This window comes from Nodosilinea sp. FACHB-141 (assembly GCF_014696135.1).
In the GTDB taxonomy this organism is placed as follows: domain Bacteria; phylum Cyanobacteriota; class Cyanobacteriia; order Phormidesmidales; family Phormidesmidaceae; genus Nodosilinea.
Genome location: NZ_JACJPP010000015.1, coordinates 122,147 through 146,524, shown reverse-complemented (window position 1 = coordinate 146,524; position 24,378 = coordinate 122,147). Strand labels below are relative to the sequence as shown.

Below are 24,378 nucleotides of genomic sequence, written 5' to 3'. Positions count from 1 at the left end.
TTTTGCGAAGGTAATCCCGGCCGGCTGCAACCGGGGATAGCCCATAGTAGCGCACAAATTGAAGGCCAAGAATAGCATTCTCGAAAGGACTTAACTACCCCTGGGGAGGGAGATTAGCCAGTGAGGCTGGAAGCGAGGCATGGTTAGTTTTTTACCCATGAACCCTGGTGCGATCGCCACCACCCCCGGCAAACCGCCAAAGCCTCCTTTTGGCTACGGCACACCACCGGGTAGTTGAGTTGAGGACGATTCAAAATATATAGAGAAATTTTTAGCTGTTCAGCGATCGCGCACTTGATATCTTCTCCCCCAGGTGCGCCAGAGGCCTTGGTGATCACCTGAGTGATACCCCACTGCTGCCAGAGGGCGCGTTCTAGCTCAGCAGTAATGGGAGGACGTAGGGCGATCAGGCGATCGGGAGTAAAGCCCGCTAGTAGGGCAGCCTCCAAGGCTACCGACGACGGCAGGATACGGGCAAATAGGGTAGTCTGGGTCTGCCAAGGGGCAAAGTGGTGCAGCCAGCGGTAGCCAAGGGTCAGCAATGTTCGCTGTTTCAGCAAAACTTCAGGAGCGAGCACGGCCTGAAGATCTTCTATATAGTAAACACGCTCATTGGAAGAGGTTTTTATAGCAGGACGCTCGTAGCGCCAGTAAGGAAGGTTGAGGGCGCGAGTAGCAGCGATCGCCCCTTGCGAAATTTCCACCGCGAACGGATGCGACACATCCAACACCGCTCCAATGTGCTGAGCCTGAATAAACTCCCCCAGCGACGCCACGTTTAGTCCCCCAACTAGAACCCTTAGATAGCTACTCTTTTTGTAGGCATGCTGCGCGATCGCCGTCGTCACCGTAACCAAGCAGGGAATCTGCTCCACCGCCAAGGCAGCGGCCAACTCCACCGCCTCCCCTGTACCCCCAATCACCCACAGGACTGAACCTCGATTGTCCACAAATTCTCCCCAGTATCGTGTGCCCATCCAAGCCGCGAAAATGCGTCTCTCTATCCCCTCGCCTCAAAAAATTGCAGCGGACGCGTGGGTCTGTCCCTACACTCTGCTACCCTTTCCCTCATGATCTGCCTGGCCCGGCCATGAACCAACTACTGCTGATTCCTATTGTTGCGTTTGCCAAGCTGCTGACCCTGGCCCTGCGTATATCCGGGCGGGGCTCGGGCACCGCCTTGCCGGGTTATCTGGTCGGCCGCTATTTTCCCTTTGTGCTAGAGGCACTGGTCAGCCAAATTCCGGTGGTGGTGGCTATTACCGGCACTAACGGCAAAACCACCAGCCAGACGATGCTCAGTGCCGTGCTTGATCAAGTTCCGCGGGCCAAGGTGCTGCGCAACAAAGCCGGGGCTAACCTCAGCCAGGGTATTTTGTCAGAGCTCCTTAAGCAGAGCAACGCCGTTGGCCGCCTCGACTTTACCCACGCAGTCCTCGAAGTAGAAGAAGCCACCCTGCCTCGCATCGCCCGGCTGCTCAAACCCAATATCATCGCCGTCACTAACCTTTACCGCGACCAGCTCGATGCCTATGGCGAAATCGATCGCACCGAAAAGCTGATTCGCGACGGCATCGCCCAGTGTCCCACCGCCGCTGTGGTCGTCAATGGCGATGATCCCCGCACCTCTCGCCTCACCCACGGGCTAGAGAACGCCACCTACTTTATGTCGCTTGCTCCAGAGTACGCCCGTTTTTTACCCTACGAGGGCAAGCTCAACAGCCACGTTCCTGGCAGTCAAGGGCTAGAGGCGACGAACATCCACATCAACGAAGACCTAACCACCGACTTTTCAGTTCAGGGGCAAATCAATCATGAAACAGTGCACCTGCCCCAGGCTAGGACAGTATCGCCAGGATTCTTCCACGTTTACAACGCGCTGACCGCGATCGCGATCGCCAACCTCTTAGGTATAGACGGAGCCACTGCGATCGCTGGGCTCAAAACCTTCAAACCAGCCTTTGGCCGAGGCGAAATCCTTACCCGTCAGCAGGGCGACAAACACGTCAATTACCGCCTACTGCTGGTAAAAAATCCCGCCAGTTTTAGCCTCAGCCTAGAGCTGCTGCGCAATATCCCTGGCCTTAAGCTCATCCTCGCCATCAACGACAACACCGCCGACGGCAAAGACGTCTCCTGGCTGTGGGACAGTGAACTCGAAAGGCTCAACCAGGCCAATATTGACTGGATTCTCTGCACCGGCATTCGCGCCAAGGATATGGCGGTGCGGCTAAAGTATGCGCTAGATGTTCCCCCCGACCCCATCCCAGCCGAAGAATCGATCCGCCAGACAATTGATTTATCCTTTAAAAAGGCTAGTTCTGGCGACACGGTGTTTGTGCTGCCCACCTACACAGCCATGCTCGAATTTCGCAAGCTCATGGGCAAAACCTTGGATGTGGTCTAACCTACCCCACCCATCTACCCCTTACCCATCCACCCCCTACCCATCCATGCCCTACGCCCTCACCATTACCCACCTCTACCCCGACTACCTCAACCTCTACGGCGACACCGGCAACCTCATCGTGCTGCGCCGCCGCTGCCAGTGGATGGGCATTGACTGCACAGTGAAACCCTTGACCATGGAAGAGGTAGCCCAGAGCGGTCAGACCGATCTTTACTTTATGGGCGGCGGCCAAGACATGGATCAGGTGGCGGTAGTCAATGACTTCCACCAGCTCAAGCACGAGGCCATCCGGGCCGATACCGAGGCGGGAGTAGTGTTCCTGGGGGTATGCGGGGGCTACCAGCTCATGGGCAACACCTTTCTGATGGGCAATGGTGAAGAAACCCAGGGCCTGGGCATCGTCAACGTCAACACCCGTGCCCCCAGCACCGACGTCAAGCAGCGGTGTATCGGCAACCTGGTTGTGGAAATTAACTTTGCCGTCTACACCGAGATGCAGACCATGTATGCTACCCCTCGAAAAATTCCCCGTACCCTAGTAGGGTTTGAAAACCACTCAGGGCAAACGTACCTCGGCGAGGGCGTAGAGCCCTTAGCCAAAACTATCGCTGGCTTCGGTAATAATGCCACCGCCGAGTACGAGGGCGCACGTTACAAAAACGTCTTTGGCAGCTACATGCACGGGTCGCTACTGCCTAAAAATCCACATTTTGCCGATTACCTGATTGGGCTAGCCCTACGCCGCAAGTACGCCGATGCCAACCTTACCCTGCCCACCCTGATCGATACCGAAGAATTTGCTGCCCACGAGTTCGTTGTTCAGCGCTACAGGTAATCCTGAGCCATGAAGGCAACCTCTAAGGTTCTGGTGGGCCGACAAAAAAGTCCGTGGTTGGCGGTTAATCTATCCGCAGCGCTGCCTGGCATGGGTCAGATTTATGACGGTGCGATCGCCCGTGGTTTGGTCATCATCGCTGCTCATCTAGGGCTCGTTGTCTTCATCTTCTGGTCAATCTTTGCGCCTAGGGGCAACACCTTGCGAGGGTTAATGTCCCTCGTTCCATTGATCAGTCTTTATATATTTAATCTGTGGGATAGCCATCATGGAGCTAAGCAAGGTATTACTCTCAACGAGTTCAGCCCACTGCGCTACCAATCTAGCGATCCTTGGTACCCCGTGTTTCTCTCCCAGATATTACCGGGGCTAGGGCACCTGTTTTTGCAGCAGGCCACCGTAGGAGGGACGCTGCTAATCTTAGGCATTTTCACCGCCTACCTAGCCAACTTCAACTCAGCTCTGCTACCCATACCGCCCATTATTTGGGCGCTGGGTTGCGGGTTGGTCTACCGAGCTGCTCCCACCCGTCAACGTCAGTGGAGCTGGTTAGGAGGGCTGCTCGTAGCAGTGCTCCTAACCCGTCTGGCGATCAGCTCCATCCCATTTGTCGTACCGCAAAAAGTGGTGCAGTGCATTGTGCCAAGCGAGTCAATGCTGCCCACGCTAGAGGTGCGCGATCGCATATTTGTTCGCCCTCGCCCCCTCGGATATCCCCTAGCCGTGGGCGACATCATTGTCTTCTCTAACCCTGAGCGCACTCCGATTGAACAAGCCGGAGAACTCAAGAATTTGATGGTGAAGCGGGTCATTGCTCTGCCCGGTCAGCAGGTAGAGATTCGCGACGGCCAAGTGTGGCTTAATGGCATTCCCCTAATCGAGTCTCACCTAGTCGCGCCTATCCTCTACCAATGGGGGCCCAAAACGGTACCCACTGACCACCTATATGTACTCGGCGACAACCGCAACAACAGTCGCGATTCCCACGTGTGGGGGTTTCTGCCCCGAGCTCACGTGGTGGGCAATGCCTACAAAATCTATTGGCCACCCCAACGAGTACAGCCTTTACCTTAGTTGAGAATATTCTCAACTACTTTATTCGTTCATCACAAATTTAAATTGTTGATTTTCAGTCCTTTTTAGAGTTAGATCAATCTCCCATCAGGGTAATTTAAGGGTGATTTTGTTTGCCAAAGGCCAATCTGAACAGCTGCCGCTATATTTATATGGTTTTCACATGTTGACAGTCTGACTTCACCGACTGCTCACAATGATAGTCCGGGTCAGGGCTAAGCTAGCCAACAGGCGTATCTTAGGAAAGCCTAAATATGTATGTCGTCACTATGCAAAAGGATTTACGTCATGCTTAGGTACGCTGATCACACTCCAGTAGCGACTTTATGAGTCCTAAAGTACACAACTTCATGATCAAGTTAAAACCTTGTTAATGCAGTTGAAGACAGCAGGTGAGTGTAGAAGTCTGGCGTAAGCTACGGTAAGAATACTTAAGCTAAAGATGCATTCAACTCAACTTAGTTCCCTAGCCCACGGCTAAATAGAATTTTCAGAAATGGGAGTTTTCATTTAATATAGGCAGTGTTTTACTAAGACAAATGAGTTGAGAATTTAGCTCAGCTTCCGCAGGTTGAGCGCGTCAGTTCGAAGACCAGAACTTCCTAGTTTTATTAATTTCTAGAGGGTTTATGAAAGCAGTTATATTAGCTGGTGGTTTAGGTACTCGCTTAAGTGAAGAGACTAGCATTAAGCCTAAACCCATGGTTGAGGTTGGGGGCTATCCCATCCTTTGGCACATCATGAAAATTTATGCTGCCCACGGCATTAACGAATTCATCGTTTGCTGTGGCTACAAAGGCTATGTCATCAAAGAGTACTTTGCCAACTACTTTTTGCACATGTCAGATGTAACCTTTGACTTGCGTTACAACCAAATGAATATTCATAACGGTAACGCCGAACCGTGGAAAGTCACGCTAATTGATACCGGCGCATCGACGCTGACCGGTGGACGTCTCAAGCGGGTAAGAGAATATATTGGGTCTGAGCCCTTTTGCTTCACCTATGGTGATGGAGTTAGTGATGTAAACGTCACCGAACTCATTAAATTCCACGAAGAGCAGGGTACCCTGGCCACGCTTACCGCAGTCAAGCCCCCTGGTCGATTTGGGGCCATCTCCCTACATGAAGGACAGACCACGATCGCATCCTTCGCTGAAAAAGCCGATGGCGATGAAGCTTACGTTAACGGTGGCTATTTTGTCTTAGATCCTCAAGTAATCGACTTTATCCCCGATGAGGACGTCATGTGGGAGCATGAACCCCTAACGAAGCTAGCTGAGATGGGACAATTGTCAGCCTACCGTCACGACGGCTTTTGGCAACCCATGGATACTCTTCGAGATAAAAATAATCTTGAAGGATTGTGGAAATCTGGAGAAGCTCCTTGGAAAGTTTGGTAATTCAAGCCTTTTCCAAAACAGCCTGCATAACTGCACACTAGAGCAAACATAATGTCCAATACCTACGACTACGCTATTGTTGGCGGTGGCATTGTGGGCTTGGCTACAGCCATGAAGCTGAGCCAAATGCTCCCCAGCGCCAAAATTACCGTCATCGAAAAAGAGTCCTCCTGGGCTTATCATCAAACAGGTAACAACAGCGGAGTTATTCACTCCGGCATCTACTACAAGCCCGGCAGCTTCAAAGCAAAATTTAGCCGAGCCGGTTGTCAATCAATGGTAGACTTTTGTCGCCAGCATGACATTCCCTATGACGTCTGTGGCAAAGTCATTGTCGCGACCCAAGAGAAAGAACTACCCCTCCTAGAGAATCTCTTTCAGCGTGGTCTTCAAAACGAGATTCCCGTTACCAAGATTACGCCAGAGCAAGTCAAGGAGATCGAACCCTACGTTAACTGTATTGCCGCTGTTAAGGTAGACTCAACCGGCATCGTTAATTACAAAGCCGTCTGTCAAAAGTACATTGAGATTATTCAAGAGGCGGACAACGACCTCCGTTTGAATACCAAGGTACTAGGCATCTCCTTAGAACCACAAAATGTAGTTCTAGAGACTAACAAAGGCACCATAAAAGCGAAGTTTTTGATCAACTGCGCTGGGCTATTTTCGGATAGAGTAGCCCAGATGGCTAACCTCAAGCCCTCGGCAAAGATCGTGCCTTTTCGCGGTGAGTACTACGAGCTAGTGCCCGAGAAGAGACACATGGTTAATACTCTGATCTATCCGGTACCCAATCCCAGCTTCCCCTTCCTTGGGGTGCACTTTACCAAAATGATCGATGGTAGCGTGCATGCTGGTCCCAACGCAGTCTTAAGTTTGAAGCGGGAAGGCTACAAAAAGACTGATTTCGACCTGAAAGACTTTGCTGAAGTGATGGCTTATCCAGGCTTCTGGAAGCTAGCCTCCAAGCATGCAGATGAAGGTGTCCGCGAGATCGTTCGTTCCTTCAGTAAAGCGGCCTTCGTTAAAAGCTTACAACGCCTCATTCCAGAGGTTCGTAGTGAAGACGTTGTCCCCACCCATGCTGGGGTACGGGCTCAAGCGCTAATGAATAACGGCAGCTTGGTTGATGACTTCCTCATCGTTAACGGAGAGCGGTCAATTCATGTCTTAAACGCGCCGTCTCCGGCAGCCACGTCATCTCTGGAAATTGGTAAAGAGGTTGCCTCCCAAGTGGTTAATGCCACTGCTCCAACCTCCGTCGCACTCTAATCATACTCAAACAGGAATTCACCCATGAAAGTATTAGTTACTGGTACAGAAGGCTATCTTGGCTGTTTGCTGGCACCGTTACTCCTGCAAAAAGGCCATGACGTGATTGGCGTTGATACCGGCTTTTATAAAGCAGGCTGGCTATACAACGGCATTAACTCGTCAGCTAAAACCCTAAACAAAGATATTCGCAACATTGAAGCTGCCGATCTTGAGGGTGTAGAAGCCATTGTTCACATGGCTGAACTATCTAACGATCCCTTAGGTAAGCTCGCCCCTAATATCACCTATGACATCAACCATAAAGGGTCTGTGCGCCTAGCAGAATTGGCTAAGGCCGCTGGGGTGCGTCGATTTGTCTATATGTCATCCTGTAGCGTTTACGGGGTTGCTGAAGGCGATGACTACGTTACCGAGGAGTCTGAGGTCAACCCTCAAACCGCCTACGCTAAATGCAAAACCCTTGTAGAGCAAGATCTGAAGCCCATGGCGGACGACGACTTCTCTCCCACCTTCATGCGTAATGCCACTGCTTATGGGGCATCTCCCCGCATGCGCTTTGACATTGTGCTCAACAACCTCTCAGGGTTGGCTTGGACAACCAAAGAGATTCGCATGACCAGCGATGGTACTCCCTGGCGTCCTTTAGTGCACGGTTTAGATATTGCTAAGTCAATTATCTGTGCCCTCGAAGCTCCCCGCGATATTGTCCACAATCAGGTCTTTAACGTCGGCGACACCAACCACAACTACCAGGTGCGCGAAATTGCAACGATTGTTGCAGAAACTTTCCCTGAATGTCAGCTGAGCTTTGGCAAGCCAGACACGGACAATCGCAGCTATCGCGTATCCTTCGACAAGATCAATAGCGTGCTTCCTGGGTTTAAGTGCGACTGGGATGCCAGACGTGGTGCAGAGCAACTTTTGAAGGTGTTCCAGCAAATCGATATGACCGAAGAGATGTTTACCTCTCGCGGCTTTACCCGTCTCAAGCAGCTGGAGTATCTCATTCGCACCCAGCAAATTGATAAAGATTTCTTCTGGAGCTAGCCATGATTTTTGAAGCAACTAATCTCAAAGATGCTTTTGTCATCGATCTCGAAATTCGCAGCGACGACCGAGGCGGCTTTGCTCGTACCTTTTGTGCCAAAGAATTTGAAGAGCATGGGTTAAAGCCCATGGTTGCGCAGTGCAACATGTCCTTCAACTACAAGAAGGGTACTCTGCGGGGCATGCATTATCAGCTTGCCCCGGCAGCCGAAACTAAGCTGGTACGCTGCACCCGCGGCGCTATCTACGATGTCATCATCGATATTCGCCCCGATTCTCCGACGTACATGCAGCACTTTGGCATTGAGCTAACCGCTGACAACCGTAAGGCGCTCTATGTACCTGAGCTGTTTGCCCACGGCTACCAAGCATTGACCGACGATGCTGAAGTGATCTACCAGGTAGGTGAATTTTACTCCCCTGGTTATGAGCAGGGTATTCGTTATGATGACCCCACGTTTGGCATTAAGTGGCCAATTCCTGTGACGGTTATTTCTGAAAAAGATGGTCAGTGGCCTCCCTTTAAAGGCTAGGTAATCTTCTGCCAGTTCTTTGCTGAGACGAAGTCCTCTGCCAAAGAACTGGCCTTTATTGAGCTATTTCAAGCTAATCTATCGCTTAGGCTTAAACACCATGTTTATTGTTGATACGGCGCTAAAAGCTAGACAGGAAGCCGGTAATCCGGTTCGAGTGGGGATGATCGGCGCGGGGTTTATGGGGCGTGGGGTCGCTAACCAAATGCTCAACTCTGTGCCGGGTATGGAGTTGGTAGCGATCTCAAATCGCAACGTAGATACTGCTAAGCGGGCTTACCAAGAAGCAGGTGTCGAGGACATTAACGTCGTCTCCACTGTAGCTGACTTGGAAAACAGCATTGCAGCAGGCGGCTATGCCGTTACTGATGACCCGATGCTGTTGTGTCGAGCAGAGGGAATTGATGCTCTGATTGAAGTCACTGGTGCCGTAGAGTTTGGTGCCCATGTGGTGATGGAGGCGATCGCCCACAAGAAGCACGTCGTGCTCATGAACGCCGAGCTAGATGGCACCATTGGCCCTATTCTCAAAACCTACGCCGATAAAGCTGGGGTGATTTTGTCAGCCTGCGATGGCGACCAGCCTGGCGTTGAGATGAACCTCTACCGCTTTGTTAAGAGCATCGGCCTTACTCCGCTGGTGTGCGGCAATATCAAGGGCCTACAAGACCCCTACCGCAACCCCACTACTCAAAAGGGGTTTGCCGAACAGTGGGGGCAGAATGTAAATATGGTAACCAGTTTTGCCGATGGCACCAAAGTCTCTTTTGAGCAAGCTATCGTTGCTAACGCCACCGGTATGACCGTCGCCAAACGCGGTATGTTGGGCCACGATTTCAGGCTGCACCAGGATGAGTTGGTCAAGCAGTACGATCTCAACTACACCGGTCATATTGACGACCTAACTAAGCTGTACGATGTCGACCAGCTCAAGGAACTGGGCGGCATCGTCGACTATGTCGTAGCGGTAAAGCCTGGCCCTGGAGTCTATGTATTTGGCACCCACGACGATCCCAAGCAGCGCCATTATCTGAACCTATACAAGCTGGGTGAGGGGCCTCTATACAGCTTCTACACCCCCTATCACCTGTGCCACTTTGAAGTGCCACTGTCGGTTGCCCGCGTTGTGTTGTTTGGTGACGCCGTTATGACCCCCATTGCTGGCCAGAAGGTTGATGTGGTGACCACCGCCAAAATCGACCTAAAAGCTGGTGAGACCATTGACTGCATTGGCGGCTTTATGACCTACGGCGAGTGCGAAACCGCTGAAATTACGGCGGCGGAAAACTTGCTTCCAGTGGGTCTAGCTGAGGGCTGTAAGCTAAAGCGGGATGTCGCTAAGGATCAGGCGTTAACCTACGACGATGTCGAGCTGCCCCCCGGGCGTCTGTGCGATAAGCTGCGGGCTGAACAAAACGCTATGTTTGCTCCGCAAAAATCCCTTGCCGGGGTAGCGTAGCTGGAGCAATTTCCCACTACTCAATAGACTTATGGCAAGAGGGGAAGTCCACGATGGGCTTTCCCTTTTTTATGATCTTGCTGAGGGGAATGAATGCTTGAAAAGCAGAGTAGGATACACCACGGCTGCCGGATCTGAGGGGGGCGATCGCATATCTAGGCAGATGAACATTAATGAGCTTGCCAATCTACATTGCTAACCTACCCCTTGTCACTAGCTATAGCGGGTCAAGTTGACGCGATAGCGCTCTTTTTTAGTAACGGCAACTTCACCAATTTCGAGCCTTCCCTTGCCGCGAATTGCGATTAAGTCCCCAGTGGACAGGGTGTGGCTGGCTTGGGTGATCGGCTTCCAATTCACACGCACGTCGCCGCTGTTGATGAGGTCAGCCATTTTGCTGCGCGACATACCAAACCCGGCAGAGGCCACTGCATCGAGTCTCAGGGATGCTTCAACAGTGGTCAGGTCTTTTTTCTGAGGAGCACGCACCCGCAGTTGATCCCACTCTAGGGGCTGAGTTTTTACGGGTACAGAGCGTACTTGAGTAAGGGACTGGGTGAGAAATTCTGCCAGTTCAGGCACAACGATCGCCTGCGCCCCCCGCTCTCCAAGCACGATGATGTCGCCCACTTTGCCACGGTGCAGGCCGGTGCCAAGCAGGGCTCCTAGAAAGTCGCCGTGGCTGGCGGGATCGAACATAAAGTTTCCCCCTACCGTCAGTAGCGATAGGGGAATCTGGGTCTGATCTAAGGGAATATAGGCTCGCGCGATCGCCAGCCGCTGGCGCTCAGCCTGGGGATAGCCACCCCAGGCGAGGCTGTGAACATCGGTCAATCGCTGGAGCAGCGCTTCGGCCTCAATTTGCTCGGGGGGCGACAAAAAGTCGGTAACGACGATATCCCAGGTTTTGATAGCCTGGTCGGCCTGGTCTAAAACACGGGCCAAACAGTCGCGGTTGTCGAGCGATTTCAGCAGGTCATCCTTGGGCAGCATGGGCAGAGAGCGTTTAGCGACAGATCAGTAATGGTGGTGGACTTAGGCAAACCCAACCTTCGGGCACTGATCCTAGCTTACTGTCAGGCAAACCTGGGGCAGAGGAGGGAAACTAGGTGGTTATGGGTTTCAACCTGACCACCTGGTTTCTGCAGCGGTAGTTAGTTGGCGATCGCTTCAGTCACCTCCTTGCGCTTGGCATAAATGCTCTTCAGGTGGCGCTTCACTGTATTGACAGTGATGTAGAGCTCCTGAGCGATCTCGTCGTAGGTGCGATTGGCTCGGCGCAGCACCCACACGGCTCGCTCACGGGGGGTGAGGTCATACTGCAATGCCTCAAGCATGGCAGAGGCGTGGGCCGCACGGGTTTGATTTTCTAAAGACACCAGCAGATAAGCACTGGCCGTAGCAGGCAGCTCGAGCCACTGAATACGGGCTCGAATTTGGTGTCCAGAGCAAGACGTAAATTCTTGGGTGAGCACCAGCATGGTTTCGGGGTAAAACTCACGGCTTTCTAGGAGGTGCACACACATAGCTTTAAGGCCGGGGGGCAAAAGATTGGTACTATCACTGCCGCTGAGATCGCGGCAGAGGGCTCTACCCTTCTGATTGCTGTGTACGCAGGTGCCGTCTTCAGTCAAGACTAAAATTCCATCAACAAAGCCTTCGAGTACGGCGCTGAGCAGGGGTAGATTGGCCTGGGTTGCTGGGGAAGCAATAAAACGAGAATTAGAGAGAGTGGTGGATGAACTCATAGTGACCATGGGGCTACCTGGTTTAAGACACGACAGAGTTAAGGGAGTCATCCGGAAACACAGCCGGTTAAGTTGCGCTGGGATGGATTGCGCTGGAGTTTTCAGTAAAGAGAACCTCAACCTGGAGGGTGGGATCTCCGCACACTAGGGACAGTTTTCTAAGTGGTTTCTACAGGGTTGCAGCGGTGGCGAAGGTGAATCGCCCGTAAAAAAACGGATAAAACTGACAGATTCTTCACCAAGATGAAGCGTCGTTCTGGAAAGTTTGGCAAGTTTCTATGGCAATTTGCTGACTTTTTAAGTCATTTACTGGCAGATAGAAACCGCTCTCGAGTTAAAGGACTTGTATGAATGCTGTTCACCATGTCCTGAACAGAGAAACAGCAAACTACCAGAGCGCCCTGCCCAATCTGCTGCACTAGCCACTAAGTTGTTGCAGCAATTTGGTAAGACAGTTGAAAAAGTAAGTGCTTGTCTATATTGTTATGGGCATTCCATTGGGCTAAGGGCCATAGCAACGAGTATGATATCGGCCAATCGACGACTGCTAAAGCGTTTGCAGGGGGGCATTATGGCCGCTGCGATCGCACTTCCCTTCCTCTATCCAATCTTGCACGCGGCAAGCTATGCCCAGTCACCTCCAGCGGCGGCAGAGGCCGCCCTTAATCAGGGGTTAAGCCTCATTCAGCAGGGGCAAATCGACGGTGCTCTGGCCCAGTTTCAGCAGGCGGCAGCCCTAGACCCCACCCTGGCTGCCGCCCATTACAACGTTGGCCTAGCCCTGCGCCAAAAAGGTGAGCTGCAAGAGGCCGCCTCCGCGTTCTGGGCGGCGATTCGAGCCGATCCGCAGTTTGCGCTGGCCTACGCCAACCTAGGCGGGGCTCTGATCGAAGGCAATAACCTTGATCAGGCCGAACAGTATTTGCAGCGAGCGATCGCGATTCAGCCCGACCTCGGCAATGCCCACTACAACCTGGGCTTGGTTTATCAGTCTCAAGGGAAATTTCCCGAGGCACTGGCGGCGTTCGAACGGGCAGGTCAATATAGCCCCAATGCTCCCGAGTCATTTTTGCAGCGGGGCATTATCTACCTACAAACCGAGCGCAACGCCGAAGCCGAGGCTGTGCTGCAACAGGCTCTGACGCTTCAGCCCCGGTACGCGCAAGCCCACTACAATTTGGGAATTGCTCGATTCAACCAGGGGCAAACCGAGACCGCTCTCAACTCGTTTCGCATAGCGACCCAAATCAATGGTAGCTACGCTGACGCCTACTACAGTGCTGGGCTAGCTTTTATTCAGCTTGGTCGTTTTGATGAAGCCCGCACCGTGCTGGAATATGCCAAAAACCTTTATATCACCATGGGTAACCCGACTTGGGCAGCTAAAGCCCAAAGCCACCTTGGGCAATTGCCCGAGAGCTAGCGGGTTTCAAGGGGGACGGTTTAGCGATTACGCCACTATTTCACTACCGAAGCACTATCTAAACTTGAGCTTGCGAGAGGCGTAGAGGCACATTTTCAGCAAGATTAGCCCTTCTCTGACGTGGGCAATATTTGAGCTGCCGTAGGTGCGGGGCTGGTATCGAATTGGCACTTCCACAATGTGGAGGTTGAGCTTAGCAGCCCCAAACAGCAGGTCAAAATCCCCAAAGGGGTCGAAGTCGCCAAAGTAGCTGCGCCCGGCGGCAATGCGCTCATAGTCGCGTCGCCACAGCACTTTGGTGCCGCAAAGGGTGTCTTTAAGCGGCTGCTCTAGCAAAAATGAGAAGAGTAAAGCAAAGATTTTGTTGGCCACCATATTGAGCCAGGGCATGGCGGTCGTAGAGCGAGGGTAAACCAACCGCGATCCGTTGGCAAATTCTCCCCGACCTGAGGCCAGCACCTCGACAAAGTGGGGCAAATCTTCTGGGGGAACGGTCAAGTCGGCATCGAGAATCAGCAGAATGTCACCGCTAGCCTGGTCGAACCCGAGCCGCACTGCATCCGCCTTGCCCCGCCCCGTCTGCTGGAACGCCTTCAGGGTAAAGGGCCCTCGATAGGTCTGCACCAAATCCTGAATGGCTTGCCAAGTCTGGTCACGGGAATGGCCTTCGACAAAGATGACTTCGGTATGGGCACCTAGCTGGGGCAGCCGAGCCACGGCAGCGGCAATGTTTCCCGCCTCATTTCGAGCTGGAATGATGACTGAACAGGTCGGCTGCTCTGAACTGGGAACAGGCTGAGGCCGAGCCACAATAAAGGTCGTTAGGCAAAGGTGCTTGACCACGGGCAGAGGCGCTAGATAGCGGTTCACCAGGCCGGCTATGCCGGGCACAAACTTGGGCCAGAGAAACCGGTTGCCCCGCTGAAGGGAGCGATAGCCAGTGATGGTGAGTAGGTTGGCCACATCATCCATGCTGAGCCAGTTTTGGGGAGGCTGGGGACGGCGTTGCCCTATCCGTTCGGCTAAGCCCAGCAGAGGTTCCCAAAGGTGGCTGTGGAAGGTGAGAATCAGACGGGTGTGGGACTGGCAAAAAGGCTGCAATCGCTGGAGCACAGCCTGAATATCGCCTAGGTAACCTAGCACTCCTGACAGCAGAATGTAGTCGAACTGGCGGTGCTCTGGGTCCAGCTGAGCGGGTTCGATCGCCTCAGCATCTAGCGTGTAGAAGGCGAACTCAGGATATTTCTGGCTAGCGATCGCCGTCACCGCTGGAGCAAAGTCAATGCCTACCCCAATCGCTGGAGCGGTGGCATGGAGCAGGTCGCCAGTACCGCAGCCGACTTCTAGCACGCGGCAGCCGGGCGGAATAATAAATTGATGAAGCCGAGCCAGATCGCCGTAGTAGTAGCGGTTGCGACGACTCCAGCGATCTAGCTCGGGGGCAGTGTAGTCAAAGTAGGCCCGTATATCTTGCTTGAAGTCTTGCTTGGGGGCCTCAAGCAAATTAGTGGAATGGGCTTGAATCACAGACGTTTAGGACTTCTTGAGGGGCTCAGCAGCGTCATCCCGCTCAATGTAAAGGAATAAAAAGGCCATGGCAACAGCGGGAAAAACAAGCCCCACCAAAGGAACCAAAATAGAGGGTAAGAATGCAGCTGGCATAGGGTTTCTACCTCAATAGCAACATCACAGCGTTGAGCATAAGACTACTGCGAATCGGCGTTCTATATGTCTATCTTGTTACAAACTTTCTCACTCGACGGGGTCGCCTCCTCCTGAAGCAGGCGGCTGTGCCACCAGGCCTGGGTTTCGCGATCGAGCTTGGCAGTGTAGAGGGTGGTGACAAACGACTGGGCTCCGTAGCCTTGGCCAACGATTTCAACGCAGTAGGAGGGCGACTTGCGGGTAGCCATATCGGGCACAAACCGCTTGCCAACGCGCCGCCAACTGGGTTCTTTGCCCCGCCACTGAATGCGGCAGCAGGGCCAAGGGAGCTGATCGCGATCGAACAGTCGGCAGCAGGGACCGACGACGCGGTAGGTCAGGTGCGCCCCTGGGCTCTGAAAAACGTGGCCCGTAGACCAGGGATGCTCTGAGGAGGGTTGCAGGGGCGGTATCATAACAGCATGTAACAAATGGCCAATGTTGAAGTAGTCTACGGGATTTTCTATGGCTGAGCCAATTACTCCAGCGGTGAGCGATCGCATCTGTAAGCACATGAACGACGACCACACCGAAGCGGTTCTTCTTTACGCCACTGCCTACGGCAACCAACCCACCGCCACCGCCGCCGTGATGGAATCGGTGGACCCCGAGGGTATGACCCTGGCGGTGACCGTAGACGGTGCCCCAACCACCGTGCGAGTGCCCTTTGACCACACCCTAGAGGGGGCCGAAGATGCTCACCACACCCTAGTTGCCATGCTCAAACAGGCAAAAGCCAGGACTTAAGCTGAGATCTTTGCCATGAGCGTCTCTATTCAATTTTTGCCTGATGGTGTCATCGTCGATGCCGAGGTGGGGGAACCCCTGCTGGCGGTGGCCGATCGCGCTGGGGTGAGCATTCCCACCGGCTGCCTCATGGGATCGTGCCACGCCTGCGAAGTAGATTTGGAGGGTCAAGCAGACCCGATCTGTGCCTGTATTTCGGCAGTGCCGCCAGGCCAGGATAGGCTCGTCGTCAACCTTTACGTCGACCCCACCTGGTAGGGATTCTGCCTGGCATCGCTCAGCTACGCTCTGAAGCCTTTGCTCAACGTCGGCAAGAGGCGGCGCTGGCGAGATGGGATAAGGGTTGAGGTTGCACTGCGATCGCCCCCAGTCACCAACTCCTGCAAGTACCCCCAGGCCTGTTGTTGAGCGGCATCCCAGCTCAGGTGTTGGCGGTAGTGCTGCCAAGCCGAGAGGGCTAGGGTTTGGTAGCGTGGGTAGTCGGCCATGACGGCAGCAATATATTGGGCGTAGTCAAGAGCGGTGGCTTCTACCGGAAAGGCTCTGCCGTTAATGTCGGTCTGCAATACGGTGGGAATGCCCCCTACGGCGGCGGCCACGCAGGGAAGACCGGCGGCGTTAGCTTCACTAATGGCGACCCCAAAAGTATCGGCCTTGGTGGGAAAGATTAAAAAGTGGGCGGTGCTGAGCAGGTGAGCAAATTGGGCCTCACCCGCGGGGGTAGCGCGTTCAATGAACCCGAAGGAGCGCACAAAACTGGGGCGATCGCCTACCCATTTAGGTTCACAGCCGACAACCCAGAGTTCGGTCTTCACGCCCTGCTGGTTGAGGGTTTTGGCCACCTCCAGTGCCAGCGGCCCGCCCTTGCGTTCCCAGTCCACGCCAAGAAACAGCAGTCGGCAAGGGTTTGAGGGCCGCTGCGCAATCAGGGCTTCTACCTCAGTCTGAGTCAGATCCTGAGCTCGGCTGGCCCCGCGGGGGATGATGCGAATTTTGTCAGCGGGTAGATCGTAGAGATCGATCGCAGACTGGGCCGCCCACTGAGAGGTGAGAATGACGCGATCGCACCGTTCCAGTGCTTCCTTCTCTACAGTGTGCAGCCGCCGCCGAGTCTCGGAACACAGATTAGTTAAATAGGGATAAAAATCCACCAGGCTGCCCAACAGGGCATCGGTCCACAGCACCGTGGGCAGCGCAGTGCGCACCCGCGCCAGAGGAATCGCATTCTCAGGACAAAGCAGCAGGTCAGCCTTAGATTGGGCAAGTTGAGCTTCAAGCTGGCGAGCGTAGTAAGGCGCAACCCAAGGTTCCACAGGGCTGTAGTAGCTCTGCCCCAGGCGTTGGTAAAGTAGCCACTTGAGCCGAGTAATTGGCACCCTGCGCCGCTTCAGCGGGCCGAGAAACTCAAGCTCTGCTCCAGCATTTTGCAAGAGTTCAGCAATTTTTTGCCCGGCTCCGTACAGGCCCAGATGGCGACGGGGCCAGGAAGCGCGATCGCGCACATCGTAAGTGGTAGCGTAGGCAATTTTCATATGAATAAGGGTTGAGCTATGGCTAGCCCAACCCTCTCAGCGACTGAGCCTAGAATGCCCAGGAAATCTCATCCGGCAACGATAGTTAGATGAGACGAATCCAGTAGCGATCGCGCCCTCTCCTTTTGGCTTGGTACAGCGCGGCATCGGCGGCGGCGATCAGGTCTTCAGGCGACTGGTCTGCGGTGGGCACCACGCTGGCGATACCGATGCTGATGGTGAGGTAGTCGCTCACGGACGACTGGGGATGGACCATTTTGAGGGCGGCGATTTCGTCTTGAATAGCCTTGGCAACAATCTCAGCTCCAGCGCGGCGAGTGTTGGGCAGCACCACCGCAAACTCTTCGCCGCCGTAGCGGGCCAGCAGGTCGGCAGCGCGCTTGACGGCGCGGGTGGCGGCGGCGGCGATCGCGATCAACGCCTCATCCCCCTGCTGGTGGCCCAGGCAGTCGTTATAGGGTTTGAAGAAATCGACGTCAAACATAATCAGCGACAGGGGCTGCTGCTCGCGCACCATGCGCTGCCACTCTTGCTCCAGGTACTCGTCAAAGCGGCGGCGGTTGGGGATGTGGGTTAGCCCATCCAGAGTAGCCAGGCGCTCCAGGGTTTCGTTGGCCTCAGTCAGGGCGGTTTCCATCCCCTTGCGATCGGTGATGTCGATGCAGTTCGTAATCACGCCGTTGATGGTGCCGTCGGCATCCTGGAAGGGGCTAATTACGACCTGGTACCAGCGGCGAACGCCACTTCGGTCGATCACTTCCTGCTCACCCTGGTATGGAATTTGGGTCTCAATCACCTGTTGATGGATGCGGTGCTGCTGGATGGCCTCAAACATCGAAACGTTGGGGTTGACGTCGGTGTCGAGCTTGCCCACCATGTCGGCGGGGGTAATGCCGTGAAGGCTGGCGCTGGCGCGGTTGGCCATCTGCACCCGGCCCTGACGGTCCTTGACCACAATGATGCTGGGAATGCTGTCGATCACATTTTGCAGAAACTGACGCTGGCGAGCGATTTCGGCCTCGGCTTGCTTGCGTTCGGTGATGTCGCGCACGATCGCCAATACTTGGTCAGGGCCACTGGTGACAATCCGCGCTTCTTCATAGCGCCAGCCGTCGGTTGTGGAAAAGCGATATTCGTAGACCTGAGGTGCGCCGGTTTGTAGCGCCAGCTGAATGTAGTGCATGCGCTCGGCAACCATATCGGCGGGAAGCACCTCATGCATGGGTCTGCCGATCTGGGTGCTGGGTTCAGCAATCAGGTTGACCGCTCCGGCATTCATCACGTCGAGACAGATGCCATCGCCCGAAAACCGCACCAGCAGGTCGGGAATCGCCTCTAAAATAATTCGCTGGGTGGCCTCGGCCTGGCGCAGGGCAGCGGTGCGATCGGCCACCTGGCGCTCCAGGGTTTGGTTGTAGTCAGCCAGTAGGGTTTGGGCCTGCTTGCGGGTGGTGATGTCTTGAAAGGCAGCGATCGCATATTCCACCTGCCCCCCCTGGTCAAAAATGGGCGTCGTCACCATCTCAACGGGGATAGCCTGATTACCCGGTCGCAGCTCAATATCGTCGGCCCAGCCGGGCTGTCCCCGCAGCGCCATGGTTATGGGCAATGCCGCGGTAGGGTAGCGCTGGCCAGTACTGGCCCGGTAGGCAATGCAGGTTTCGTCCAGCCCGAGGGACGGTATTGAGGGCATGTCTTCAAGGCAGAGCAAAATGCGGGCCTGCTGACTCGCAAACACCATCTGGCCGTGGCAATCGTAGACGGCAATGCCCAAAGGAATGCCGTCTAAAAACTGTCTCCAGCGCCGCTCGCTGCGCTGAAGCTCGTGGTTGAGGTGCTCTAGCTCGGCAAATGAATCGTGTAGCTTAGCTGCCATGGTGTTGAACGCCCGCGCCAGCTGCCCCAACTCGTCGGTGCTCTCAATAGGGACTGGGGTTTGCCAATTGCCCTGGGCCGTAGCTTGAATGGCCCGGCGCAGCTGGGCAATGGGCTGTAGCACTCGATTGACCACCGCCAGCCCCACCACCACCGAGCTGCCAATGGCACCCAGGCTCACCAACGCCACGGCCCAGTTGCCGAGATAAAAGCTCAAAAACCCCAGCAGCCCAACCGCACTAACCAGCTGAAGCACAAAAATCGCTACCAACACCGTGCTGAGCGAAAAGGGCTTAAGCAAACGGCTCAATGGTCGGTAGAACGGGAGTTTTGGCACTGGATTGAGCGGCAATATTAAGTGAAGCAAAACACCCTACCTACTTTTCTAGAATAAAGCGCCTAGACCGGCCCTGAAACACTTGCTGTGCCACATGTTTACAGAAGGTTAGGGCTTGGCTTATAGGCCTATCCTAGGGGCTAAGTAAAGGCTAGCCCGTGATCTCAAACAGCTATTTCAGCACCCTCACGGAACAAGTCAGGTGATTTAAAGCAGTTGCAGCCGCAAGGTCTTGGTTCTAGGCGTTTTTAGTGGGCTTGGCATAAAAAATGTTAAGCCTCTGTCTACGATTTTCTAGGGATTATACGGTCTAGGTCGGAGCCTCTTAGCCTCTCCTTAACCCCAAAGGGTGTCTGGGCCTGCAATAGTTAGGATGTCCACGCTTGCTAGCCGGTAGCGCGATTCTGGTGCCCTCATGTTAAACACCCAAGCTCTAACCTCTACAGATGTAGCCCTGAGGGCCGAGAATCTCAATGTCTACTATGGCTCTACCTTAGCCGTGCGCAACGTAGACCTACACATTCCTCGGAATGAGATTATCGCCTTTATCGGCCCCTCTGGCTGTGGGAAGAGCACGGTTCTGCGCTGCTTCAACCGCATGAACGATCTAATTGCGTCATGCCGGGTAGAGGGCAAGATCACTTTCCACGGCAGCGATATTTATGCCAAGCAGGTAGACGCGGTAGAACTCCGCCGCAGAATTGGCATGGTGTTTCAAAAACCCAACCCTTTCCCTAAGTCAATCTACGAAAACGTTGCCTGGGGCGCTCGTATCAATGGCTACCAGGGTGATATGGATGAGCTAGTGGAAACGTCACTGCGCAAGGCCGCCGTGTGGGATGAAGTGAAGGATAAGCTGAAGCAGAGTGGTCTGTCGCTGTCGGGAGGACAGCAGCAGCGCCTCTGTATCGCCCGCACCATCGCCATTCAGCCTGACGTCATTTTGATGGATGAACCCTGCTCGGCCCTTGACCCAATCTCGACCATCAAGATTGAGGAAACCATGCAGCAGCTCAAGCAGGACTACACAATCATCGTGGTCACCCACAACATGCAGCAGGCCTCACGGGTGTCCGATCGCACCGCTTTCTACAACGCTGAGGCGACGGACAAGGGCGGTAAGGTCGGCTATCTAGTGGAGTACGACCATACCGAAGTCATGTTTAACAACCCCCGTGAGCAGTTTACCCGCGACTACGTTTCGGGCCGTTTTGGCTAAGTTTGCTCCACTAACGCTTGGTTGTGAACCGTGTGGTTGATTTAGCTCAACCACACGGTTTATTACTTTAATAGCTGGGGTGAGCAGATTGACTGTAGTCAGACGATTCCCTTGATACCCGAGCGCCGTAACACCTATAGGCCGTACAACCAGGCAATCAAGAGTGGCGTTATCACCGTCAAAATTATGTTGAGGGGCAAACCGACTCGGGTAAAGTCAAAGAATTTGTAGCCCCCTGGGCCATACACCATCGTGTTGGTCTGGTAACCGATCGGCGTGATGTAGCTGTTAGAGGCCGCAAAGGTGACGGTGAAAATAAAGGCGATGGGGTTTAGCTCTAGACTTGTGGCTACTCCCGCTGCGATCGGAATCATTAAGATGACGGCAGCGTTGTTTGAAAGCAGCTCGGTCAAAAGATTAGTCACCAGATAGAAAATTATCAGCAGGACAATGCCTGAGGCTCCACCGCCAATGGCGGCTAGCTGCTGGGCTAGCCAGTCCGTAGTACCAGAATTTTCCATAGCTGTGCCGAGGGGAATCAACCCGGCCAGCAAAAAAATCACGTCCCACCGCACCGAACCATAGATTTCTCCTGGTTTTAGGCAGCCTGTAATCACCATTGCCATCACCCCCATCAGAGCGGTGACGAGAATAGGAGCCCAGTTCAAGGCGGCGACCACAATTACTCCCAAGATGATCGCGATCGCGACCCAAGCCTTATCAACCCGCAGGCCCTCAGCCTCGCGCTGTTCGAGAACCAGCAGTTCTCGGGTGGTTTGCAAGCCGGTAAAGCTGCTCTGAGGTCCCTGCACCAGTAGCAAGTCGCCAAAACGGAGGGGAACTTTGCCCATGCGATCGCGCACCAGTTCTTCGCCTCGCCGGATGGCCAGCACCGTGGCGTTGTAGCGTTGGCGAAAGCGCATTTCCTTAAGAGTGGCTCCGACCAATCGAGAATTCGACAGAATCAACACCTCAGCAATGTGCTCTTCGCTGGTATCTGGCTCGTCTTCAATGGGTTGTTGGCCAAATTTGACCTCAGGTAAAATGTCTAGCCCACGCTGATCTTTGAGGTTGAGCAGTTCATCTCGGCCGCCTCGAATCAGCAGTACGTCGCCCGCCTGCAGCACCTTGTCGGCTAGGGGTTGGGCAAAGTGGCTACCATCGCGAATGATCTCCAACACGTCGATGTCAAACTTTCGCTGAATTTCGCTCGCTTTTAGGGTCTGACCAATTAGGGTTGAGCGCGGGGTGATGACGACCTCGCTCATGTAGTCTTTCAAATCGTAGTTTGACAAGTTAGGGGACGACGATTTGCGATCGGGCAAGAGTTTGGGCGCAAATAGAGCTAGGTAAGCCAAGCCCACAGCAAAAGTGATTACCCCAACGGCAGTGAACTGAAATAGCCCGAATTCTCCATAGCCCAAGTCTTTGGACACCCCACTGGCCAGAATGTTAGTCGACGTGCCGATCACCGTAATCATGCCGCCCAGCACCGTGACGTAGGACAAAGGAATAAGCAGCTTCGATGGCGAAATGTTCTGTTTGTTACACCATTCCTCGACAATCGGCAGAAAGATGGCCACCACAGCCGTGTTGTTGATAAAAGCAGTGATCGGCCCTACTAGGATGCCCATCACAAAAATCTGTCGGGAAGGCTCCTTGCCTCCCCATTTCAACAGCCAGTCTCGCACGATCTGAATTACACCAGTTTTGGCGACTCCAGCGCTCAGAATGAACATGAGCATGACGGTAACGGTGGCGGCGTTGCCAAACCCGGCAATGCCTTCCTCGGGCGTAACTAACCCTAAAACAATTAATACAGTGGCGATCGCCAGGGCGGTCAAATCTACCGGTAGCCACTCTGCCACAAAGGCGATCAGAGAGCAGATCAGCACCACCAACATTAGAAAAATAGGATTTTGAATAAAGTCCATACAAATTTGAGGCTGAGACTGAGCTTAAGTCTTGCACACCGCATGCTTTAAACAGTTGAGGGTCACCGGAGGCCCATTTAGCTTTTTTCCTGGTTTCATGCCAAGGCATACACCTGCTGTGTAGAAGCCTAATGCGCTCACTGGACCCAGGACTTGAAAAATTTCCGGCAGCAGTAGTCGTCAAAAGTTATCGCCGTCTTTCAATGCTTGACCTGAGCAGCTTTTTTTGTCTGGTCTGGTCTAACGAATTAGTGAGAATGTTTTCCTTAGCTCGCGTACTGGGTTAGGGGCAACCTGATATGGCCATACAATTAGGTTCTAAGGTAGTACTATCCTTTGAAGATTTTTCTTAAAAGCCTATGACTAGCCCCGATGTTTCGCCCTCGGCTCCGGGCTCGGCGGCCGTCCCCAAGCCCAACCTAGGCCTTCTGACCATGCTGCGCCTGGGGGTGTTCAACATGGGTTTGGGCATTATGTCGCTGCTCACCCTGGGGGTGCTCAACCGGGTGATGATCGAAGAATTGCGCGTACCGGCGCTGGTGGCGGCGGGGGCGATCGCCGTGCATCAGTTTATGGCCCCCGCCCGAGTGTGGTTTGGCCAGATGTCTGACTCTAGGCCAATTTTTGGCCACCACCGCAGCGGCTATATCTGGCTGGGCATTGTGACGGTAGCGGTGACGGCGTTTTGCGCGTTGCAAGTGGTATGGCAGATCGGCAGCCGCATTGCCGAGGGAGGCTGGGGGCCAGCGGTGTATCCGTGGGTGGGGCTGCTAGGGCTTCTGTTTGCGATCTACGGTCTGGCGTTGAGCGCTACCTCGACTCCGTTTACGGCGCTGCTGGTAGATGTGTCGGATGAAGATAGCCGCTCTCGCCTGGTAGGCATTGGCTGGGCCATGCTGATGGTGGGCATTATCGCCGGGGTGATTATCACCTCCATCGTACTGAAGCCGATTGAGCTGAATGCCCCTTTTGACCAGGTGCGCAGCGCGGTGAACCGACTGTTTGTGATTGCCCCAGCGGTGGTGTGCGTACTGGCGGTGCTGAGCACCTACGGCATTGAGCGCAAGTATTCGCGGCTGACCCAGCGATCGTCGCTGCGCGATCGCGAAGACAGCCTCACCCTCGGTCGGGCCCTCAAGATTCTCACCGCCAGCCGCCAAACGGGGCTGTTTTTCACCTTTTTGCTGGTGCTCAGCCTCAGCCTGTTCATGCAGGATGCGGTGCTGGAGCCCTACGGTGGCGAAGTCTTTGGCATGACCATTGCCGAAACTACCCAACTCAACGCCGCCTTTGGTATGGGAACGCTGCTGAGTATTATCGCCAGCGGCTGGCTGTTAGTGCCCCGCCTCGGCAAAAAGCGTACGGTGGTGCTGGGCTGTAGCTGGGCAGCGCTGTGCCTGGTGGGTATCACCCTGTCAGGGCTGACGGGCAACCCGGCGATATTGTTGACGGCGGTGTTTCTGTTTGGCACGGCCTCTGGCATTCTCACTTTGGGGGCGATCGTGCTGATGCTCGATCTGACGGTGGCCGAGACAGCAGGCACCTTTATTGGGGCCTGGGGGTTGGCCCAGGCGATCGCCCGAGGTAGCGCGACAGTTCTCGGCGGCGGCGTGCTCGATTTGGGTCGCGCTATCCTTAGAACCTTTAACGGAGCGGGAGAAGTGGGGCAGCCCCAGGCATTTTTGGCCTATGGGCTGGTGTTTACCCTGCAAGCGATCGGCATGCTGGTCGCGATTTGGCTGCTCAGCCGGGTGAATATTCAAGAATTTCAGGCCAATGCCAAGGCGGCAATCACCGCTGCCCTCGAAAACGATATGGATTGA

The 24,378-nt window shown here is 54.2% G+C and carries 22 protein-coding genes; 13 read left to right on the top strand and 9 right to left on the bottom strand.

Translation table 11 applies throughout. From position 1 onward, the window contains the following. Positions 1–143 precede the first annotated feature (143 nt). Positions 144–977: a cobalt-precorrin-6A reductase gene (locus tag H6F59_RS16935; protein WP_190702587.1), complete on the bottom strand. Its 834-nt coding sequence runs from the start codon at positions 975–977 to the stop codon at positions 144–146. 113 nt (positions 978–1,090) lie between these two features. Here H6F59_RS16935 and H6F59_RS16930 point away from each other — a divergent pair, with 113 nt between their 5' ends. The 8 genes from H6F59_RS16930 to H6F59_RS16895 all read left to right on the top strand — a co-directional run bounded on the left by H6F59_RS16930 (position 1,091) and on the right by H6F59_RS16895 (position 10,036). Next, positions 1,091–2,407, top strand: coding sequence for a Mur ligase family protein (locus H6F59_RS16930; RefSeq protein ID WP_190702584.1), 1,317 nt, complete (start codon positions 1,091–1,093; stop codon positions 2,405–2,407). Next, on the top strand, positions 2,397–3,245 hold the full coding sequence (locus tag H6F59_RS16925) for a type 1 glutamine amidotransferase (protein ID WP_206755218.1): 849 nt from the start codon (positions 2,397–2,399) through the stop codon (positions 3,243–3,245). The genes H6F59_RS16930 and H6F59_RS16925 overlap by 11 nt, the downstream gene beginning before the upstream one ends. Positions 3,246–3,254: 9 nt before the next feature. Then, on the top strand, positions 3,255–4,319 hold the full coding sequence (lepB, locus tag H6F59_RS16920) for a signal peptidase I (protein WP_190702576.1): 1,065 nt from the start codon (positions 3,255–3,257) through the stop codon (positions 4,317–4,319). A gap of 629 nt (positions 4,320–4,948) precedes the next feature. After that, the gene (gene rfbF, locus H6F59_RS16915; RefSeq protein WP_190517501.1) at positions 4,949–5,722 is read left to right on the top strand and encodes a glucose-1-phosphate cytidylyltransferase; all 774 of its coding nucleotides are present in this window, start codon (positions 4,949–4,951) and stop codon (positions 5,720–5,722) included. Positions 5,723–5,773: 51 nt separating this feature from the next. Beyond that, positions 5,774–6,994 carry an L-2-hydroxyglutarate oxidase gene (lhgO, locus tag H6F59_RS16910; protein WP_190517503.1) on the top strand — a complete coding sequence of 407 codons (1,221 nt, stop codon included), beginning with the start codon at positions 5,774–5,776 and terminating at the stop codon, positions 6,992–6,994. 24 nt (positions 6,995–7,018) lie between these two features. Further along, the gene (locus H6F59_RS16905; RefSeq protein ID WP_190517505.1) at positions 7,019–8,044 is read left to right on the top strand and encodes an NAD(P)-dependent oxidoreductase; all 1,026 of its coding nucleotides are present in this window, start codon (positions 7,019–7,021) and stop codon (positions 8,042–8,044) included. A 2-nt stretch (positions 8,045–8,046) separates the two neighbouring features. Continuing rightward, entirely contained in the window at positions 8,047–8,577 is a 531-nt protein-coding gene (gene rfbC, locus H6F59_RS16900) for a dTDP-4-dehydrorhamnose 3,5-epimerase (RefSeq protein WP_190702573.1), read from the top strand. Positions 8,578–8,677: 100 nt separating this feature from the next. Further along, positions 8,678–10,036: an NAD(P)H-dependent oxidoreductase gene (locus H6F59_RS16895; protein ID WP_190702570.1), complete on the top strand. Its 1,359-nt coding sequence runs from the start codon at positions 8,678–8,680 to the stop codon at positions 10,034–10,036. A gap of 213 nt (positions 10,037–10,249) precedes the next feature. On the opposite strand, the gene H6F59_RS16890 is transcribed toward H6F59_RS16895, so the two are convergent. Together H6F59_RS16890 and H6F59_RS16885 are read right to left on the bottom strand one after the other, a co-directional pair. Continuing rightward, complete coding sequence (locus H6F59_RS16890; protein ID WP_190702566.1) at positions 10,250–11,029, bottom strand: photosystem II S4 domain protein; 780 nt, start codon at positions 11,027–11,029, stop codon at positions 10,250–10,252. Positions 11,030–11,190: 161 nt separating this feature from the next. After that, positions 11,191–11,784 carry a helix-turn-helix transcriptional regulator gene (locus H6F59_RS16885; protein WP_206755217.1) on the bottom strand — a complete coding sequence of 198 codons (594 nt, stop codon included), beginning with the start codon at positions 11,782–11,784 and terminating at the stop codon, positions 11,191–11,193. A 523-nt stretch (positions 11,785–12,307) separates the two neighbouring features. Between H6F59_RS16885 and H6F59_RS16880 the strand changes: the two genes are divergently transcribed. Next, a complete protein-coding gene (locus tag H6F59_RS16880) occupies positions 12,308–13,207 on the top strand; it encodes a tetratricopeptide repeat protein (protein WP_242021524.1) in 900 nt (299 codons plus the stop codon). 54 nt (positions 13,208–13,261) lie between these two features. Here H6F59_RS16880 and H6F59_RS16875 read toward each other — a convergent pair whose 3' ends face one another. The 3 genes from H6F59_RS16875 to H6F59_RS16865 all read right to left on the bottom strand — a co-directional run bounded on the left by H6F59_RS16875 (position 13,262) and on the right by H6F59_RS16865 (position 15,327). Then, a complete protein-coding gene (locus tag H6F59_RS16875) occupies positions 13,262–14,710 on the bottom strand; it encodes a glycosyltransferase (protein ID WP_190703046.1) in 1,449 nt (482 codons plus the stop codon). A gap of 30 nt (positions 14,711–14,740) precedes the next feature. Then, positions 14,741–14,869 (bottom strand): photosystem I reaction center subunit VIII, encoded by a 129-nt coding sequence (gene psaI, locus H6F59_RS16870; RefSeq protein WP_190517518.1) that lies wholly within the window; start codon positions 14,867–14,869, stop codon positions 14,741–14,743. Positions 14,870–14,931: 62 nt separating this feature from the next. Next, the gene (locus H6F59_RS16865) at positions 14,932–15,327 is read right to left on the bottom strand and encodes a hypothetical protein (protein ID WP_190702560.1); all 396 of its coding nucleotides are present in this window, start codon (positions 15,325–15,327) and stop codon (positions 14,932–14,934) included. 49 nt (positions 15,328–15,376) lie between these two features. Here H6F59_RS16865 and H6F59_RS16860 point away from each other — a divergent pair, with 49 nt between their 5' ends. Then, the gene (locus H6F59_RS16860; RefSeq protein ID WP_073607857.1) at positions 15,377–15,658 is read left to right on the top strand and encodes a DUF2470 domain-containing protein; all 282 of its coding nucleotides are present in this window, start codon (positions 15,377–15,379) and stop codon (positions 15,656–15,658) included. Between the two features lie 15 nt (positions 15,659–15,673). After that, positions 15,674–15,916 carry a 2Fe-2S iron-sulfur cluster-binding protein gene (locus H6F59_RS16855; RefSeq protein WP_190702557.1) on the top strand — a complete coding sequence of 81 codons (243 nt, stop codon included), beginning with the start codon at positions 15,674–15,676 and terminating at the stop codon, positions 15,914–15,916. 23 nt (positions 15,917–15,939) lie between these two features. Here H6F59_RS16855 and H6F59_RS16850 read toward each other — a convergent pair whose 3' ends face one another. Beyond that, positions 15,940–17,190: a glycosyltransferase family 4 protein gene (locus H6F59_RS16850; protein WP_190702553.1), complete on the bottom strand. Its 1,251-nt coding sequence runs from the start codon at positions 17,188–17,190 to the stop codon at positions 15,940–15,942. Between the two features lie 85 nt (positions 17,191–17,275). Next, complete coding sequence (locus tag H6F59_RS16845; RefSeq protein WP_190702550.1) at positions 17,276–19,366, bottom strand: diguanylate cyclase domain-containing protein; 2,091 nt, start codon at positions 19,364–19,366, stop codon at positions 17,276–17,278. Positions 19,367–19,817: 451 nt separating this feature from the next. Between H6F59_RS16845 and pstB the strand changes: the two genes are divergently transcribed. After that, entirely contained in the window at positions 19,818–20,621 is an 804-nt protein-coding gene (pstB, locus tag H6F59_RS16840; protein ID WP_190517533.1) for a phosphate ABC transporter ATP-binding protein PstB, read from the top strand. 134 nt (positions 20,622–20,755) lie between these two features. On the opposite strand, the gene H6F59_RS16835 is transcribed toward pstB, so the two are convergent. Then, entirely contained in the window at positions 20,756–22,546 is a 1,791-nt protein-coding gene (locus H6F59_RS16835) for an SLC13 family permease (RefSeq protein WP_190703043.1), read from the bottom strand. 368 nt (positions 22,547–22,914) lie between these two features. On the opposite strand from H6F59_RS16835, the gene H6F59_RS16830 reads away from it, so the two are divergent. Further along, a complete protein-coding gene (locus tag H6F59_RS16830; RefSeq protein WP_190702543.1) occupies positions 22,915–24,378 on the top strand; it encodes a BCD family MFS transporter in 1,464 nt (487 codons plus the stop codon).

Bases quoted from the DNA above. Each gene is read 5' to 3' on its own strand.
- H6F59_RS16855 (WP_190702557.1), top strand. From the start codon at position 15,674: ATGAGCGTCTCTATTCAATTTTTGCCTGATGGTGTCATCGTCGATGCC.
- H6F59_RS16905 (WP_190517505.1), top strand. From the start codon at position 7,019: ATGAAAGTATTAGTTACTGGTACAGAAGGCTATCTTGGCTGTTTGCTG.
- rfbF (WP_190517501.1), top strand. From the start codon at position 4,949: ATGAAAGCAGTTATATTAGCTGGTGGTTTAGGTACTCGCTTAAGTGAA.
- H6F59_RS16890 (WP_190702566.1), bottom strand. From the start codon at position 11,029: ATGCTGCCCAAGGATGACCTGCTGAAATCGCTCGACAACCGCGACTGT.
- H6F59_RS16925 (WP_206755218.1), top strand. From the start codon at position 2,397: ATGTGGTCTAACCTACCCCACCCATCTACCCCTTACCCATCCACCCCC.
- H6F59_RS16930 (WP_190702584.1), top strand. From the start codon at position 1,091: ATGAACCAACTACTGCTGATTCCTATTGTTGCGTTTGCCAAGCTGCTG.
- lepB (WP_190702576.1), top strand. From the start codon at position 3,255: ATGAAGGCAACCTCTAAGGTTCTGGTGGGCCGACAAAAAAGTCCGTGG.
- H6F59_RS16935 (WP_190702587.1), bottom strand. From the start codon at position 977: ATGGGCACACGATACTGGGGAGAATTTGTGGACAATCGAGGTTCAGTC.
- H6F59_RS16850 (WP_190702553.1), bottom strand. From the start codon at position 17,190: ATGAAAATTGCCTACGCTACCACTTACGATGTGCGCGATCGCGCTTCC.
- H6F59_RS16895 (WP_190702570.1), top strand. From the start codon at position 8,678: ATGTTTATTGTTGATACGGCGCTAAAAGCTAGACAGGAAGCCGGTAAT.
- H6F59_RS16885 (WP_206755217.1), bottom strand. From the start codon at position 11,784: ATGAGTTCATCCACCACTCTCTCTAATTCTCGTTTTATTGCTTCCCCA.
- rfbC (WP_190702573.1), top strand. From the start codon at position 8,047: ATGATTTTTGAAGCAACTAATCTCAAAGATGCTTTTGTCATCGATCTC.
- lhgO (WP_190517503.1), top strand. From the start codon at position 5,774: ATGTCCAATACCTACGACTACGCTATTGTTGGCGGTGGCATTGTGGGC.
- H6F59_RS16830 (WP_190702543.1), top strand. From the start codon at position 22,915: ATGACTAGCCCCGATGTTTCGCCCTCGGCTCCGGGCTCGGCGGCCGTC.
- pstB (WP_190517533.1), top strand. From the start codon at position 19,818: ATGTTAAACACCCAAGCTCTAACCTCTACAGATGTAGCCCTGAGGGCC.
- H6F59_RS16880 (WP_242021524.1), top strand. From the start codon at position 12,308: ATGATATCGGCCAATCGACGACTGCTAAAGCGTTTGCAGGGGGGCATT.
- H6F59_RS16865 (WP_190702560.1), bottom strand. From the start codon at position 15,327: ATGATACCGCCCCTGCAACCCTCCTCAGAGCATCCCTGGTCTACGGGC.
- H6F59_RS16860 (WP_073607857.1), top strand. From the start codon at position 15,377: ATGGCTGAGCCAATTACTCCAGCGGTGAGCGATCGCATCTGTAAGCAC.
- psaI (WP_190517518.1), bottom strand. From the start codon at position 14,869: ATGCCAGCTGCATTCTTACCCTCTATTTTGGTTCCTTTGGTGGGGCTT.